Origin of the sequence: Streptomyces phaeolivaceus (assembly GCF_009184865.1) — a bacterium.
Lineage (GTDB): Bacteria > Actinomycetota > Actinomycetes > Streptomycetales > Streptomycetaceae > Streptomyces > Streptomyces phaeolivaceus.
The window spans coordinates 344626-360491 of sequence record NZ_CP045096.1; the positions used below are offsets into that span (position 1 = coordinate 344626).

General features: G+C 72.7%; 13 protein-coding genes and 3 pseudogenes. 5 read left to right on the forward strand and 11 right to left on the reverse strand.

Going from position 1 to position 15866, the window contains the following annotated elements; translation table 11 throughout:
• Positions 1-39 precede the first annotated feature (39 nt).
• Both F9278_RS01955 and F9278_RS01960 read right to left on the reverse strand, forming a co-directional pair.
• On the reverse strand, positions 40-1374 hold the full coding sequence (locus tag F9278_RS01955; protein ID WP_226966593.1) for a lysine N(6)-hydroxylase/L-ornithine N(5)-oxygenase family protein: 1335 nt from the start codon (positions 1372-1374) through the stop codon (positions 40-42).
• Positions 1375-1630: 256 nt separating this feature from the next.
• Positions 1631-2461, reverse strand: a complete 831-nt coding sequence (locus tag F9278_RS01960) for an ABC transporter ATP-binding protein (protein WP_152173640.1) — start codon at positions 2459-2461, stop codon at positions 1631-1633.
• A gap of 30 nt (positions 2462-2491) precedes the next feature.
• Here F9278_RS01960 and F9278_RS46050 point away from each other — a divergent pair, with 30 nt between their 5' ends.
• Positions 2492-3229, forward strand: coding sequence for a hypothetical protein (locus F9278_RS46050; RefSeq protein ID WP_193242108.1), 738 nt, complete (start codon positions 2492-2494; stop codon positions 3227-3229).
• Positions 3230-3236: 7 nt separating this feature from the next.
• Here F9278_RS46050 and F9278_RS01965 read toward each other — a convergent pair whose 3' ends face one another.
• The 5 genes and pseudogenes from F9278_RS01965 to F9278_RS01985 all read right to left on the reverse strand — a co-directional run.
• Positions 3237-4346 (reverse strand): FecCD family ABC transporter permease, encoded by a 1110-nt coding sequence (locus F9278_RS01965; RefSeq protein ID WP_152166699.1) that lies wholly within the window; start codon positions 4344-4346, stop codon positions 3237-3239.
• Positions 4347-4423: 77 nt separating this feature from the next.
• Positions 4424-5464 carry a FecCD family ABC transporter permease gene (locus tag F9278_RS01970; RefSeq protein ID WP_152166700.1) on the reverse strand — a complete coding sequence of 347 codons (1041 nt, stop codon included), beginning with the start codon at positions 5462-5464 and terminating at the stop codon, positions 4424-4426.
• A 130-nt stretch (positions 5465-5594) separates the two neighbouring features.
• Entirely contained in the window at positions 5595-6671 is a 1077-nt protein-coding gene (locus F9278_RS01975; protein ID WP_152166701.1) for an iron-siderophore ABC transporter substrate-binding protein, read from the reverse strand.
• Positions 6671-8548 carry an ABC transporter ATP-binding protein gene (locus tag F9278_RS01980; protein WP_152166702.1) on the reverse strand — a complete coding sequence of 626 codons (1878 nt, stop codon included), beginning with the start codon at positions 8546-8548 and terminating at the stop codon, positions 6671-6673. The genes F9278_RS01975 and F9278_RS01980 overlap by 1 nt, the downstream gene beginning before the upstream one ends.
• Positions 8545-9870 (reverse strand): annotated as a pseudogene (locus F9278_RS01985) (ATP-binding cassette domain-containing protein); the annotation flags it as partial. The gene F9278_RS01980 and the pseudogene F9278_RS01985, both read right to left, overlap by 4 nt.
• A 2-nt stretch (positions 9871-9872) precedes the next feature.
• Between F9278_RS01985 and F9278_RS01990 the strand changes: the two are divergent.
• Positions 9873-10826 (forward strand): annotated as a pseudogene (locus F9278_RS01990) (amidohydrolase); the annotation flags it as partial.
• Between the two features lie 35 nt (positions 10827-10861).
• Here F9278_RS01990 and F9278_RS01995 read toward each other — a convergent pair.
• Entirely contained in the window at positions 10862-11812 is a 951-nt protein-coding gene (locus tag F9278_RS01995; protein WP_152166703.1) for a Dyp-type peroxidase, read from the reverse strand.
• A gap of 262 nt (positions 11813-12074) precedes the next feature.
• On the opposite strand from F9278_RS01995, the gene F9278_RS02000 reads away from it, so the two are divergent.
• Complete coding sequence (locus F9278_RS02000) at positions 12075-12740, forward strand: hypothetical protein (RefSeq protein WP_152166704.1); 666 nt, start codon at positions 12075-12077, stop codon at positions 12738-12740.
• 41 nt (positions 12741-12781) lie between these two features.
• Here F9278_RS02000 and F9278_RS02005 read toward each other — a convergent pair.
• Positions 12782-13021, reverse strand: a pseudogene (locus F9278_RS02005) (MFS transporter); the annotation flags it as partial.
• A gap of 191 nt (positions 13022-13212) precedes the next feature.
• On the opposite strand from F9278_RS02005, the gene F9278_RS02010 reads away from it, so the two are divergent.
• Both F9278_RS02010 and F9278_RS02015 read left to right on the forward strand, forming a co-directional pair.
• Positions 13213-13668, forward strand: coding sequence for a MarR family winged helix-turn-helix transcriptional regulator (locus tag F9278_RS02010; RefSeq protein WP_152166705.1), 456 nt, complete (start codon positions 13213-13215; stop codon positions 13666-13668).
• A 53-nt stretch (positions 13669-13721) separates the two neighbouring features.
• Positions 13722-14183, forward strand: a complete 462-nt coding sequence (locus F9278_RS02015) for an RpiB/LacA/LacB family sugar-phosphate isomerase (RefSeq protein WP_152166706.1) — start codon at positions 13722-13724, stop codon at positions 14181-14183.
• Here the strand turns inward: F9278_RS02015 and F9278_RS02020 are convergent.
• Together F9278_RS02020 and F9278_RS02025 are read right to left on the reverse strand one after the other, a co-directional pair.
• Positions 14158-15162 carry a serine/threonine-protein kinase gene (locus F9278_RS02020; RefSeq protein ID WP_152166707.1) on the reverse strand — a complete coding sequence of 335 codons (1005 nt, stop codon included), beginning with the start codon at positions 15160-15162 and terminating at the stop codon, positions 14158-14160. The genes F9278_RS02015 and F9278_RS02020 overlap by 26 nt on opposite strands.
• A complete protein-coding gene (locus tag F9278_RS02025) occupies positions 15155-15865 on the reverse strand; it encodes an SH3 domain-containing protein (RefSeq protein WP_152166708.1) in 711 nt (236 codons plus the stop codon). The genes F9278_RS02020 and F9278_RS02025 overlap by 8 nt, the downstream gene beginning before the upstream one ends.
• Position 15866: the final 1 nt, after the last annotated feature.

The window sequence follows — 15866 nt, forward strand, 5'->3', positions numbered from 1 at the left end:
CGGGCGGGCGCCGTGGCGCGCCCGCCCGGGGTCAGTCGCTCAGTCCCCCGTCGGCGTCGGGTCCGCGGCGCGGCGGGCCACGAGGGAGGCGCAGATCTCCCCGGCACGCACCGCCGTGGTGGAGAGCAGGGTCGAGGTGAGGCCGTGGGTGTGCTCGGTGCCGCCCTGGAGGTAGATGTCGGCGGTGACGTCGGGCACGGTCGCCACCCGGTGGTCACGGCCGACGCGTAGGGCGTCCTCCTCGTCGCGCAGGCAGAGTTTGCCGATCTCGCCCAGGTTGTCGCCGACGCCCTGCGGCTGGTAGCCGGTGGCGTAGACGAGGAGGTCGGCGGAGAGGATCTCGCGCTCCCCCGTCGGCAGGAACTCCACGGTCACCTTGACGTCCTCCGCGCCCGCGTCCACCTCGCGCAGCCGGGAGACGTTCATCATCCGCAGCCGCTCGTGGCCCTGGACCTTCTCCTGGTACATGGTCCGGGACAGGGCCTCGATCAAGTCCATGTCCACGACGGAGTAGTTGGTGCTGCGGTGGTAGTCGAAGAGCGACTGCTTCACCTCGCGGGGCGAGTCGTAGTACAGGTCGACGGCCTCGGGGTCGAAGATCTTGTTGGCGAAGGGGCTGTCGTCGGCGGGCGTGTAGCCGTACTTGGCGAAGACGGAGCAGATCTCGGCCTCGGGGAAGTTGCGGTGGAGGTAGTCGACGGCCTCCGCCGCGCTCTGTCCGGCGCCCAGGACGACGGCCCGGCGTATCGGCTGTCCCGAGGCCCGGACCTTCTCGACGCGGGGCAGCAACTCGCTGTTGTGCCAGACCCGTTCGGACAGCGAGGCGCCCTGCGGGAGCCGCGGTTCCAGGCCGGTGGCGACACAGACGCTGCGGGCGCGGCGGACGGTCAGGCTGTCCGGGTCGCCGGGCACCCGGCTGGTGACGTCGAACCAGCGGACCTCGCCGTCCCGGGTGACGGGGCGCACGGAGACGACCTCGGAGGAGTACTCGACGAGGTGCGCGACACGGGCGGCGGCCCACTCGAAGTAGTCGTGGAACTCGATACGCAGGGGGAAGAGGGTCTTGAGGTTGAGGAAGTCGACAAGGCGGCCCTGGTCGCGCAGGTAGCACAGGAAGCTGAAGTCGCTGGTGGGATCACGCATCGTCACCAGGTCCTTCAGGAAGGACACCTGCATGGTGGCGTCGTCGATGAGCATCCCGCGGTGCCATCCGAAGCGGGGTTGTCTCTCCAGGAACCCGACCTTCAGTCCGCCCTCCGGTCCACTGTTCGCGGACTGTTCATGCAGTGCGATGGCGAGTGCGAGATTCGATGGGCCGAACCCGATACCCAGTACGTCGTAGATGGAATCCGGCCCGGTGTGCAGCGTTGTCACCGCATCGCCTTTCATAGAGCGGGTCACAGAGTTTCTCAATCAGGAACACAACCTCCCTCAAGCAAAGACATATTAGATAAGGCAAGCCTTACCTAGCAACGGTGAGGGGGCTCATGTGCGGGTCGTCATGTTCGGGTACCAGACCTGGGGGCCACTTCCGCACGGTGGGCGGATGTCTGACGGCTCGTCCCTGAACCGGCGGGGGCGGTGGGCCCGTTCGTGACACTTCTCACAGGCGCCCGCCCCCGGCCGTGTGTCAGCCGGCGGTGCCCGCCACGGACACCGGGTCCGCGCCGCCCGTCTCGGTGCCCTCGTGGTGGCGGCCCATCGGGATGACCATCGGCGTACGGCTGACGGGGTCCTCGCCCACGACGCAGCGCAGCCCGAAGACGTCCTCGACCATCGCGGCGGTGATGACGTCGGCCGGGGTGCCCTCGCCGGCGACGCGCCCGCCCTTCATGGCGATGACGTGGTCGGCGTACCGGCAGGCCTGGTTGAGGTCGTGCAGGACCATCACGACCGTGCGGCCCTGGTTCCGGTTGAGGTCGGTGACCAGGTCGAGGACGTCGATCTGGTGGGCGAGGTCGAGATAGGTCGTCGGCTCGTCCAGCAGCATCACGGGGGTGCCCTGGGCGACGGCCATGGCGATCCAGGCGCGTTGCCGCTGGCCGCCGGAGAGTTCGTCGACGGGCCGGTGCGCGAGGTCGGTCATGGCGGTCGCCCTGAGCGCCTCGTGGACGGCCTCCTCGTCGCCCTTCGACCACTGCCGCCACCAGGTCTGGTGCGGTGAACGCCCGCGCCCCACCAGGTCGACGACCGTCAGCCCCTCGGGGGCGATGGGACTCTGCGGCAGGATGCCGAGCTGCTGGGCGAGGGTGCGGGTCGGGATCGAGTGCACCGAGCGGCCGTCGAGATGGACGACACCGGCCTTGGGCGTCAGCAGCCGGGCCAGGGCGCGCAACAGGGTGGACTTCCCACAGGCGTTGGCCCCGACGATCGCCGTCACCCGGCCCGTCGGGATCACCAGGTCGAGATCGTCTACGACGATCCGGTCGTCGTAGGCCAGGCGGAGACCCTCGGCGCGCAGCTCGGGGCCGTCCGCGCGGGAGCCGACGCGGTGGCCGGGGCGAGAATCCGAGCGCGGATCGGGGCGGGAGCCGGTGGGGGCGTCGGCACGGGAGCCGTCCCGGGCTTCGGCGTCGGTATCACCCGGGACACCGGCACGCGAGCCTCCCCGCGCTGCGGCGGCGGCACCGGCCGGGGCATCCGGACGGGCACCGGACGGGGCCTCGGCACCGGAACCGGCCGAGGCCGCGGCCTGGGCACGCGGGCCGACCCGGACTTCGGCACCGCTGTCGGCCGGGACACCGGCACGCGGGCCGACCCGGACTTCGGCGTCGGCATCACCCGGGACACCGGCACGCGAGCCTCCCCGCGCTGCGGCGGCGGCATCCGGACGGGCACCGACCGCCCCTTCGGCACCGGGACCGGCCGAGGTGTCCGCACGGGAATCGGCGGGGACTTCGGCGTCGGTATCACCCGGGACACCGCCACGGGAACCTCCCCGCGCTGCGGCGGCAGCACCGGCCGGGGCATCCGGACGGGCACCGACCGCCCCTTCGGCACCGGGACCGGCCGAGGTGTCCGCACGGGAATCGGCGGGGACTTCGGCGTCGGCATCACCCGGGACACCGCCACGGGAACCTCCCCGCGCTGCGGCGGCGGCACCGGCCGGGGCGTCCGGACGGGCACCGGACGGGACTTCGGTGTCGGGGTCGGTGTGGGAGTCGGTGTGGGAGTCGGCAGAGGCGTCCGCACGGACTTCGCCCTTCGTGACCGGTTCGTACTTCGATGACACGTCTTCAGCCTCCTGAACCGGCGCGGTTGGCGCGGATGAGCAGCCACAGCAGGACGGGGGCGCCGAGGACCCCGGTGACGACCCCGACCGGAAGTTCCGTGTCCGGGATGATCTTCCGGGCGGCGAGGTCGGACACCAGCACCATCACGGCGCCGGTGAGCCCGGCCGCGACGGGTGGCGGGAACGGGGTGCCGGCCAGGCGCTGGGCGACCTGGGGTGCGGCGAGCGCCACGAAGGCGACCGGTCCGGCGGTCGCCGTACCGAAGGCGACGAGCCCGACCGAGATGAGCAGGACGGCGACCCGGACGGTGTGCACCCGGGTGCCGAGGCCCTTGGCGACGTCGTCCCCGAGCTGCAGGATCCGGATCTGCCGGCCGAGGAGCACCGCCGGGGGCACCAGCACGGCCATGGTGATCGCGAGCGGGCTGATCTGGTCCCAGGTGCGGCCGTTGAGGTTGCCGACGAGCCAGCCGAGGGCGGCCTGGGCCTGGAAGCGCTGGCCTCGGGCGAGGAGGTAGTCGGTGATGCTGGTGCAGATCCAGGCGATGCCGATGCCGACGAGGACGATGCGGTAGCCGGTGGTGCCGCGTTTCCAGGCCAGGACGTACACCAGCAGTCCGGCGGTCAACGCGCCCAGCAGGCCCAGGGCTTGCGTGTTGAGGCCGCTGTCCCGGCCGAGGACGATCCCGGCGACGACCACCGCGCCTGCGCCCTGGGTGATGCCCATCATGTCGGGGCTGGCCAGCGGGTTGAGCGTCACGGTCTGGAGCAGGGCCCCGGAGATGCCGAACGCGATGCCGACGAGCAGCCCGGCGAGGGCGCGGGGCAGCCGCAGTTCGTGCACGATCAGCTGGGTGCCGGGGTCGCCGACGCCCACCAGGGCCTTCATCACATCGGTGACCGGCAGGTCGATGTCGCCGACGGAGGTCTCCACGGAGAACGCCAGGAACGTGGCGGCCGACAGCAGCAGACAGACGGCGAGCAGCCGGGGGCGTACGACACCGGAGACGGGCGGGACCGGGATGCGGAACGCGAGGCGGTCGCCGGTACGCCGGGTCGGCGTCGGGTCCGCGTCGCCCTTCGGGGGCGGCACGGGCGCGAGTTCGGTGGTCATCGGCTCACAGCTCCACGGGTTCGGTCTGCAGGGGCCCGCGTCCGCCCGGTGGTCGTGCGGTGGCGTGCGGTCATGGGTCACAGCTCCGCGAGGCGTCGGCGGCGGACCAGTGCGATGAAGAAGGGGCCGCCGATGAAGGCGACGAGGATGCCCGCCTGGATCTCGGTCGGGCGGGCGATCAGGCGGCCGGCGATGTCGGCGGTCAGCAGGAGGCAGGGCGCCAGGACGGCCGACAGGGGGAGGAGCCAGCGGTGGTCGGGGCCGAGGCCCGCGAGTTGGGCGAGGACGCGGGCGATGTGCGGGACGACCAGGCCGACGAAGACGACGGGGCCGATGACGGCGACCGCTCCCCCGGTGAGCAGGGTGACGGCGACGACCCCCTGGACGCGGATCGGGCCGAGCCTGAGGCCGAGGGACTTGGCCACGTCGTCGCCGAGCGCGAGGCTGTTGAGGGCCGGGGCGCAGGCCAGGGCGAGGATCGCGCCGACGGCCAGGAACGGCAGGACACGGAGGAGGACTTCCTGGTCCTGGTCGGCGAGCGAGCCCGCGCTCCAGAAGCGGTAGCGGTTGAGGGCGTCCGGGTCGGTCAGGGCTATGGCGCTGGTGAGGGAGAAGAGCAGCGAGGTCACGGCCACGCCCGCCAGGGCGAGTTTGACGGGGGTGGAGCCCGACCGGCCGAGGCCGCCGAGGACGTACACGAGGACGCTGGCGGCGAAGGCGCCGCCGAAGGCGAACCAGATGTAGCCGTACACCGAGGACATGCCGAGCACGCCGACCGACAGGACGACCGCGAAGGCGGCGCCCGCGCTGACGCCGAGGATGCCGGGGTCGGCGAGCGGATTGCGGGTGAGCGCCTGCATCAGCGCGCCCGCGAGACCGAGGGCGGCGCCGGTGGCGAGACCGAGGGCGGTGCGGGGCAGCCGTACCGACCAGATGACGGTGTCGACACGGGCGTTGGGGGGGTTGCCGAGCAGGGTGTGCCACACCTGGTCGAGGGGGACGCCGAGCGCGCCGAACGCCATCGACAGGGCGCACAGTGTGATCAGTGCCACGCCCGAGAACGTCAGCAGCAGTACCGCGCGGGGGCCTTTCGCCACCCGGACCGCAGAGGTCCCCACGTCTTCAACTTTCTTTGCTGAGGCTTGCCTTAACCGTAGAGCGAGCACCCCGTGAATTAGGTAACCCTTACCTTAATATTCCCGCGACCCGGCTCAGACCGCACGCCTTCCCGTACCCCGCCCGCCCGCGTCAGGACGCGGGCTGCTCCACCTTGGTGTCCGTCTCGCCGTCGACGGCCGCCGCCAGCTGCGGGGCCAGCCGCTCGACCACGTACGGCAGGCTGAGGACCGAGACGAAGGACGTGGCGTTGCCGTAGTCGCTGGACTCGTTGACGAAGACCTCGCGGCCCTCCTTCACGACACCCACGTCCTTGTACGAGGCGTCCTTGTGCAGCTTCGCGGCGTCCCTGACCGGGTCCGCGACGATCCACACGATGGCGTCCTGGTCGAGCAGGTCGGTGCGCTCCTTGCTGATGTTGGCGCCGAACTGGTCACCGATCGCCTTGTCCAGGTCGGCCGGCAGGGAGAAGCCGAGGCCGGTCAGGATGCGCGAGCGGACGTCCTCGCTGCCGTAGACGAACATGCCCTCGTACGGGGTGGCCATGACGGCCGTGGCGCCCTTGAACTCGGGGTGCTCGTCGGCGACGGCCTTGATCTTCGCCTCGGTGTCGGCGACCGCCTCGGTCGCCTCCTTCTCCTTGCCGAGCGCCTTGCCGATGGTCTCGGTCTGCTCCTGCCACGGCACGCCGTAGTCGCTGTACGCCTTCGGCTGGGCGACCACGGGCGCGAACTTGGACAGCGACTCGTACTGCTCCTTGGTGAGTCCGCCGTACACCGCGAGGATCAGATCGGGCTGGAGGGCGGCGATCTTCTCCACCTGCGGGCCGGTGCCGGTGTCCTTGAGGACGGTCGGGGCCGCGGCGGAGCCGAGCTTGTCCGCGGCCCAGGGGCCGATGGCGCCCTTGTAGCCACCGAGCCATTCGGTGGTGCCGACGGGGACCTTGCCGAGGGCGAGGACCGCGTCCTGGTCGGTGAGGCCGACCGTGACGATCCGCTCGGGCTCGGCCTCGATGGTGGTGCTGCCGTACTTGTGGTCGAGGGAGACCGGGAAGGCGGACTCGCCGGAGGAGGTGCTCGCCTTGGTGCCGGTGTCCGACGCGTCGGAGTCGTCGTTCGAGGTGGAGCCGCCGCCGCACGCGGTGGCGAGGAGCAGGGTGGCGGAGGCGAGCACGACGGCGAGCCGCGGCGCTCTACGGGAGCGGAACATCAGAGGTCCTTCGGTTCGGGTTCCTGTGGAGCGATACGTGTGGGGGGCTCGGGGGCCGGCCGGGGGTCGGTGTCGCGGGCGTCCGACCAGGCCGACCAGAGGGCGGCGTAGGGGCCCCGCGCGGCGCGGAGTTCGTCGTGGGTGCCGCTCTCGACGACCCGGCCGGCCTCCATCACGACCACCCGGTCGGCGGTGGCGGCCTGGCTGAGGCGATGGGCGACGATCAGCGCGGTCCGGCCGTCCATGGCGCGGGCGACGGCCTTCTCCAGCGTCCGCGCCCCGGCGCTGCCCGCCTCGGCGGTGGCCTCGTCGAGGATCACCAGGGGCGGGTCGGCGAGGATCAGCCGGGCCAGCGCCAGGGCCTGGGTCCGCTCGCCGCTGAGGCGGTGGCCGCCGTCGCCGACGACCGTGGCGAGCCCGTCGGGCAGGGCCTCCGCCCAGCCGAGGGCGTCCACGCGGTCGAGCGCGGCACGCAGTTCGTCGTCGGTGGCGTCGGGCCGGGCGAGCCGCAGATCGTCGGCGAGGGGGCCCGCGAAGACGTGGGTCTCCTGGGTGATCAGGGCGATCGTGCGGGAGGCGGCGGAGCCGAGTTCGGTGGGCGGGATCCCGCCCACCAGGACGTCGCCGGTGGTGGGCGGCTGGATGCCCGCGACCAGCTTGGCCAGGGTGGTCTTGCCGGCTCCGCTGGCGCCGACGAGGGCCACGCGTTCGCCGTGCCGGACCGTCAGGTCGATGTCGTGCAGGACGGGGTGGCCGGTGCGGTAGGCGTGGCCGAGGCCTCGGACGGTGACGTCGACGCCGCCGGCCCGGACGGTGTGCTCCGGGACCGGGGGCACCGGCTCGTCCGTGACACCGACCAGCCGGGCGAGGCCCGCGGTGGCCGACTGGGCGTCGTCGAGGAGGGCGAGAGCCGCGTTGACGGGACCGAACAGACCGTGGAAGTACAGGGCGGCGGCGGTCGTCGTACCGATGCTGGCGGAGCCGTCGCGGACCAGCCAGTAGCCGGTGACGAGGACGGCGGCCAGCCCGATGTACTCGGCGATGTGCAGTCGGCTGTAGAAGCCGATGACCAGCCGTACGCCCCGCATGGTCAGCGCCACCACGGACCAGGAGCGGTCGGTGACCCGCTCGGTGTGCTCCTCGCCGAGGCGGAACGACCGGACGGTGGAGCTGCCGCCGATGGTGTCCAGCATCTGCTGCTGCTGGGCGCCCGCGGCGACCCGCTGTTCGGCGTAGAGCGGGATGGCGCGGGCGACGTACCAGCGCGCGGTGGCGATCTGCACGGGGACCGCGAGCAGCGTGGCCAGCAGGAAACGCCAGTCGAGCAGGGCCATGGCGCCGAGTGTCAGGAAGATGGTGAGCAGGGAGTGGCACAGCGCGGGCAGCGCGTTGCGGACGGCGTCGGCGATGAGGGAGACGTCGGCGGTGACCCTGGCGGTCAGGTCGCCGGCGCCGGCCTTCTCGACCCGCTCCAGCGGGAGGGCCAGGGCGCGGTCGACGAAGCGTTCACGGAGTCGGGCGAGGGTCGTCTCGCCCAGCCTGGCCATCTGCGAGAGACCGAATCCGGCGGTGACGCCCTGGACCACGGCGACGGCCACCAGCAGGGCGGCGGTGACCGTGATGGTGTCGGCGGAGCCCCGGTCGGCGGCCAGGTCGACGATCCGGCCCAGCAGGGGCTGCACCAGCAGGCCCACGGCGGTGGAGCCCACCATCACGACGAAGGCGGACAGCGCCGGCCGCCGCTGCGGGCGCAGCAGCTCGGCGACCGCCGCCCGGGTGCGGGCCGGGGTGGCGACGGGCAGCAGTTCGGGTCCGGGGCGGTCGCCGCCACGGGGTGCGGCCTCGACCGTGGTGTCGGCGTCGGGTCGCTCGGTCATGTCAGAACCGCCGTACGGTAGTCGGCGCACTCGTCGACGAGGCGCTCGTGGTCGCCGGTCGCGGTGACCCGGCCGTCGTGGAGGAGGACGGCCCGGTCGGTGACGGCGAGCAGGGCCGGGCTGTTGGTCACCAGGAGTGTGGTGCGTCCGCCGCGGACGTCCCTGATCCCGGCGGCGATACGGCTCTCGGTGACGGCGTCGACGGCGGTGGCGGGCTCGTGCACGACGAGGACCGGCGCGTCGGCGGCCAGGGCGCGGGCCAGGGCGACGCGTTGCCGCTGTCCGCCGGAGAGCGAACGGCCGCGCGCGGTGACGGGGGTGTCGACGCCGTCGGGGAGCGCGCGGGCGACCTCGTCCGTGCCGGAGGCGGCCATGGCGGCGGTGACTACGGCCGGTACGGCCCCGGTTGCCGGGGACGCGGGGGCGCCGGTCGCCGCCGTGACGTTGTCCAGGACCGTGCCCTCGAACAGGTCGGCGTCGTGCTCGGCGACGAGGATCGCCGCGCGTACGTCGGTGAGGCCGAGCGCGGTCAGCGCGGTGCCGTCCAGTTCGACGGCGCCCTCGTCGGGGTCGACGCGGCGGCCGAGGCAGCGCAGCAGGGCGGCGGCGTCGGCGGGGTCGGTGGTGGCGACGCCGACGGTCTCGCCGGGGGCGATGTCGAGGTCGAGGCCGCGCAGGGTGCCGTGGGTGAGGGCGCGGAGGGTGAGCCGTCCCTCGACGCCGCCGATCGCGACGGGGTCGGCGGAGGGTGCCTCGGACACGTCACCGGGGGCGTCCAGCACCTCCGCGATGCGGGCGGCGGAGGCGCGGCCCTGCGCCAGTTCGGCGTTGATCCAGGCGAACTCGCCGAGCGGGCCGACGATGAACAGGGCGAGGCCGACGGAGGAGACGAGTTCGCCGAGGCCGATGTCGCCGCGCGCGGCGAGATGTCCGCCGACGAGGGCGACCACCGCGATGAACGCGCCGGTGAGGATGGTGACCACGCCGTTCTGCCAGGCCTCGGCGCGGGCGGCGCGCAGGGTCGCGGCCAGGGAGTCCTGGCTGACGCGCCGGTAGCGGGCGACGGCCGCCGTCTCGGCGCCGATGCCCTTGAGGACACGTAGTCCGGCGACCAGGTCGGCGGCGACACCGGAGGCCCGCGCGGCGCGTTCCCGCTCGGTCTCGCTGCGCCGTTCCAGGGGCTTGCTCAGCAGGTGCCCCAGCCACAGCAGCAGCGGGGTGCCGAGCAGGACGAGGAGGCCCAGGGCGACGTTGGTCAGCTCGCCCGGCAGCCGGCCCTCCTCGGCGCCGCCCTCGGGCGCGAGGACACGGCCGACGAGTTCGGCTTCTCGGGCACAGCCCCATCGAGGGCGCCGCGTACCAGCTAGCCCAGGAGTCGGGCCGACTGCCGCTGCGGGTACGGCTGATGGTGGCCGCCGACGCGCTGCGGCCGGTGGGCGCGGACGCCGAGGACACCACGAGCCGGGCGATCGACCTCGGGCTGCGCACCGGCTTCGGGGAGGGCCCGCTCTCCCTCGGCGCGCTCAAGGTCTTCACCGACGGCGGCATGATGGCCCGTACGGCGGCCCTCACCAGCCCCTATCCGGGCGCCGACGGCGCCCAAGGAACCGGTGGCTCCGGTCAGCTGGCGGACGAGCCCGAGGTGCTGGAGAGCACGATCGTCGAGGGCCATCTCGCGGGCTGGCAGCTCGCCGTGCACGCGATCGGCGACCGGGCCCTCGATGTCGCCCTGGACGCGCTGGAGAAGGCGCAGAAGCTGAGCCCCCGCCCGGAGGCCCGCCATCGCGTCGAGCACGCCGGCCTGGTCCGGCCCGACCAGCTGCCGCGGCTTGCCGCGCTCGGCGTGACCGTCGTCATCCAGCCGAGCTTCCTGCGCTACTACGGCGACGACTACGCCACGATCATGGGCGAGGACCGGGCGGGCTGGCTCTACCGGGGCCGGGGCTTCCTCGACCACGGCGTCCGGGTCGCCGGCAGTTCGGACCGGCCGGTGGCGAACGGCGCCCCGCTGCGGGCGATCCAGTTCATGGTGGAGCGGGCCTCGGAGTCCGGCCGCCTCATCGGCCCCGCCGAGACGCTCACCGTCGACGAGGCGCTGCGCGCGTACACCGTCGAGGCCGCCCGCGCCTGCCACTGGGAGACCGACGCGGGCAGCCTCACCCCCGGCAGGCGGGCCGACCTCGTGGTGCTGGGCGACGATCCCCGCCGGGTGGACGTGTCGCGGATCGGGGACATCGAGGTGGTGCGGACGTTCGTCGAGGGCGAGGACGCGTACTGACGGACCGGCCTCCGCCACAACGGGGTCGGTCCGGGTCAGACCGGCGGGCGCCGGGCCGGGATCGTACGCAGGAAGTCCGCCGACGGCACGAAGAACATGGTTCCGGTCACGGCCCGGGAGAAGTCCAGGATCGGATCGTGGCCGGCCGGCGGTTCGCCGAGGAACATCTTCCGCAGCATGGTCTCGGGGACCTCGGGGTCGCGGGCGTAGGCGATGAAGTACGTACCGAACTCGCCCTGTCCGGGCCTGCCGAAGGGCATGGCGGCGCGCAGTATGCGCTGCTCGCCGCCGTCCGGGCCGACGAGGGTGTTGACGTCGACGTGCGAACCCTCCACGTCCAGCTCCAGATTGGTCAGTTTGGTCCGGCCGATGACCTTTTCCTGCGCCTCGACGGCGAGTTCCTCCCAGGAGTCCACGTCGTGCAGGTACTTCTGCACGAGCACATAGCTGCCGCCCCGGAAGTCGGGGTCCTCGTCGCCGACGAGGACCGTGTCGGCGGCGACGCGTCCGACCGGGTTCTCGGTGCCGTCGACGAAGCCGAGGAGGTTGCGGGAGTCGAAGTACGCGAAGGCCTGGACCTCGTCCTCCAGGGTGGCCGCGCCGCGCAGTTGCCGCATGATCTCGGCGGCCAGCGCGAAACACAGGTCGACGCGCGTCGCGCGGATGTGGAAGAGCAGATCGCCCGGTGTGGACACGGCCCGGTGCCGGGGCCCCTCCAACTCCCGGAAGGGGTGCAGCGCGGCGGGCCGGGGCGCGCCGAAGAGTCGGTCCCAGGCCTCCGCGCCGATCCCGGCCACACAGCCCAGGGCGCCTTCGGGGCTGGAGAAGCCCACCGCCCTCTCCAACCCGGCGAGTCCGGCCAGCACCTCACGGGCCGTCGGCTCGCCGCCCGGGGCGACGGTGACGACCAGAAAGACCGCGGCGGGTGTCAACGGACCCAGCATCGGCTGCGGCAGAACGTCATCGGACACGACCGGCAGTGCCATGGCTCCCCCTCTTCACGTGCCACACGTGCGCCCCACGCGTGGACCACATCCCCTCGGGACGGCTCGGGCGGCCGTTCCGCCCCCCTCACCATGCCCGGTCGGGACGGGGACGATACCCACCAGTTCCGTACACCCCGCAAACAATGATGAACGACACAACCTCGCAGGTCACAAGGGTGGCCACGGAAGTGCGGGTCCATGTTGTATACGCGAGGACCGGGACGCCCAATACTGTGCGCAGACGTCACCAGGGGGGCACCCGATGAAGTGGTTCCAGCGCGACCGCGCCAAGCAACGGCCGGATATGGTGCGGGAGTTCGGCGTCGACAAGAGCGACGAGCCGCCCCGGCAGGCACCCCCGTTGCTCACCGCCGGCGGCCCGGCGCTCCAGCGGCTCGGCGGAGACGGTGACGAGGTCGGCCGGCTGACCACGGGCACGGGGCCGGTGATCCTCGACATCGTCCACCCGGGGACCGGGCACTTCGTGGTGGACGCACTCGACGGACGGCTGCACTCGCAGAGCCAACTCGTCTACACCGACGGTCCCTTCTCGTGCCGTGCCCTGGTGAACGCCGACGACCGGCCGGTGCGGGCGCTGCGCGTCCAGGCGGACGGACCGTGGACGGTCGACGTCCGCCCGGTGTCGAGCGCGCTGTCCTGCGAGGGCCCCACGCGGCGCCCGGCCTCGGACGTGCTGCGCCACACCGGCGGCCCCGCGATCGCGACGCTCCGGTACGAGGGCGATCCCCGGTCCGACGACGGCGGTTACTTCCTCGTGGACACCTTCGAGCCGGACGGCACCGGTTTCCTCGACGAGCTGGCCAATCACGTCGGCCCCTGGCAGGGCGAGGCCGCGCTCACCGGCCCCTGTCTCATCTACGCCCGCTCCGACGGCCCCTGGTCCCTCACCGTCCGCCCCCTCGTATAAACGGATGACCCTCTCCTCTCTCTGTAGGGTTGGCCTGAGGACATCCGGCGCTTGCCGTAGAGGTCGCCGAGGCGTCCGCCGACGGGGCCGAAGACCGCGCCCGTGAGCAGCGTCGCGGTGATCACCCAGGTGGCGTTCGCCGCGCCGGTGTCGAGGATCGTGGGCAGGTCGGTGAGCAGCGGTGTCACCAGCGTCTGCGTGACCGCGGCGACGATGCCGGCGAGCGCCAGCGTCGCGATGACACCATCCGGGCGGATGGCGGGCGGGGGGTTGGCCGTCAAGGAATCCTTGGTGCGATGAAACCGGCGACAGGGCATACGTCATGCACCTGGCGTGCAGCATACATGCATCATGCATGATGCATGTCTCGCGCATGATGCACATCACGGGTACGCTGCCTGGTCCGGCGGGGCGGGCCCGCCGGGATGGAAAGATCGCCCTGGCCGTGTCCGCAACGAGGAGGTAGGCGACCGTGGAAGAGCCGACGCGCCGGGTCGAGTACGAGAACATGCTGCTCGGGCGCTACCAGCATCTGAGCCAGAGCAAGGGGCGCCGCAAGGACTCCGCGCTGGAGCGCAGCGCGTACATCCTCCTCAGTCGCATCCGTGTCGAGGGGCCGATGTCCATCAGCGAGCTGAGCGAGGCCTTCGGTCTGGACGCCTCCACCCTGCGCCGGCAGACCGCCGCCGCGCTGCGCGCCGGGCTGGTCGAGCACATCCTCGCCCCGGAGGGCGGGGTGGCGCGGAAGTTCCGTATCACCGAGGAGGGCGAGCGCCGGCTGGACGAGGAGCGGGAGGGCAACGTCCGCAGCCTCAGCCAGGTGCTGGAGGGCTGGTCCGACGACGACATCACCGGGTTCGCGGACTGTCTCGAACGCTTCAACACGAGCATCGAGCGGCTGCACGGCAAGACCTGGCCGCGCCCGTAGCCACCGGCCGGATGCCGAATGCCGGATGTCGCGTGCCGGGTAGCCTCGGGGGCATGCGGATCTCCGTCTCCTCGGACATGGACGAGCCCGTCGCCCGCTTCCTCCTCACGGAGTTGCGCGGCCGGGGCCACGAAGTAGTGACGTACGGCGCGCTGCGCCCCGGGGACGACGCCCGGTGGGCGGTGTGCTCGGAGGCGGCGGCGCGCGAGGTCGCCTCCGGGGCCTCGGACCAGGCGGTGGTGTGCTGCTGGACGGGCACGGGCGCGTCGATCGCCGCGAACAAGGTGCCCGGCGTACGGGCCGCGCTGTGCACGGACGCGTACACGGCGGACGGCGCCCGCCGCTGGAACGACGCCAACGTGCTGGCGATCGGGCTGCGGCTGACCTCCGAGCCGCAGCTCAAGGAGATCCTGGACGCCTGGTTCGCGGCCGAGGCCGGTCAGGACGCCGAGGACCGGGAGAACGTGGCCCATGTGGAGCGGCTCGACGTCAACCGGGGTACGGGCCGGGCCTGATGAAGACGGGCTCGGCCCAAGGCGGCGGCTCGGGCGGTGCCTCGGGCGGTCCGGACGCCTTCGGCGGGACGGCCCAGGTCGGCGCGTGCCCCGGCGGGAAGCCGCGTGCCGTGTCCGCCGCCCTGAGCGCGGCCACGAAGGAGAGACAGGAGTCGTACCGGTCGTCCGGGGACTTGGCCAGCGCCGTCGCCATGACCTGGTCCACCGCCGGTGGCAGGTCGGGCCGTCCGCCGGTCAGCGGGGGCGGCTCGTCGTACTGATGGGCCCACAACAGGGCCATGTCGTCGTCCCGTTGGAACGGGGGCCGGCCGGCGAGGGTCTCGTGGACGACGCAGGCGAGGCTGTAGACGTCGCAGCGGCCGTCGACGGGCTTGCCCGAGATCTGTTCCGGAGCCACGTAGTCGAGTGTGCCCACGAACTGGCCGACGCTGGTGAACCCGGTGAGCGACAGCGACTTCTTCGTCAGACCGAAGTCGGTGAGATAGACGTGCTCGGGATGGTCGCTGTCGGTGCCCTGCGCGACCAGGATGTTGCCGGGCTTGACGTCTCGGTGCACCAGCCCGTGGTCGTGCGCGGCGTCGAGCGCGGAGGCGACCTGGGCGGCGATCCGGGTGGCCGTCATGATCGGCAACGGGCCCTCCCGGTCCAGGAGATGACGCAGATCGCTGCCGGCGACGTACCGCATGGCGATGTAGAGGACGCCGTCCGTCTCGCCCGCCTCGAAGACGGGCACGATGTGCGGATGGTCGATGGCGGCGGCCACCCGTGACTCATGGGTGAAGCGGCGCCGGAAGGTGTCGTTGCGGGCCAGTTCCGGGGCGAGCAGCTTCAGCGCGACGGTCCGTTCCAGCCGTAGGTCCAGGGCCTGGTAGACGACGGCCATACCGCCGCGGCCGATCTCGCGTTCGATGCGGTAGTCCGCGATCTGCCGCCCGACCAGCTCCGAGGGGCGCCCCGCGTACGGCTGGGTGTCACTCATCACGGGTCACCGGCGGGACGAGACGCGTGGGTTCGCCGTCACTCGGCCCGCGCGGGGCGGGCCGCCGCTCGGTCGGCGGGTGTTCGGCCGGTGCGTGCTCGGGTTCCTGGACGACACGGGTCGGCTCCGGGGTCGGCGCCGGTTCCGGGGCCGGGGTCGGGGTCGGGGTCGGGGTCGGCGCCCCGGCCGGCGGTACCTGTGGGGCGGCCGGTGTCTCGTGGGGTTTCTCGGCCACGGCGAACGTGCTCAGCCGGGCCCCGTCGCAGTACACCCATCGCTCGTGCGCGGCGTCGAACAGCCACAGCGACTCGCCGTCGACGACGACGCCGATCCGCAGCCCCTTCGTCCGCTCACGGAAAGCCTCCCCGTCCCGGTGCCCGGCGGCCAGCGCCTCCGCCTCGGTGCGGTAGCGGGTGAGGGCCTCCTCGGCGCGGGCGAGCAGCGGGCGCGGGTCGGCCGTACGGGCGGCGTCCGCTCCGGCGGCGGGCGGGTCCTGCGGTACGGCGACGAGGAGTCGGCCGTCGACCCAGGCGGACCACCCGTTGGCGCACAGGACATGGCCCCAGTCACCGCGCCGCCCCAGGAGCTGGACCGGCAGCAGCGCGTCGAGGGCCACGGTGGGCCGCGACGGATCGGGGGCGTCCCACGCGGACAGGCCGCCCGGCGGGACGACATGGGTGGGGAGGAACTCGGGGGTCGTCATC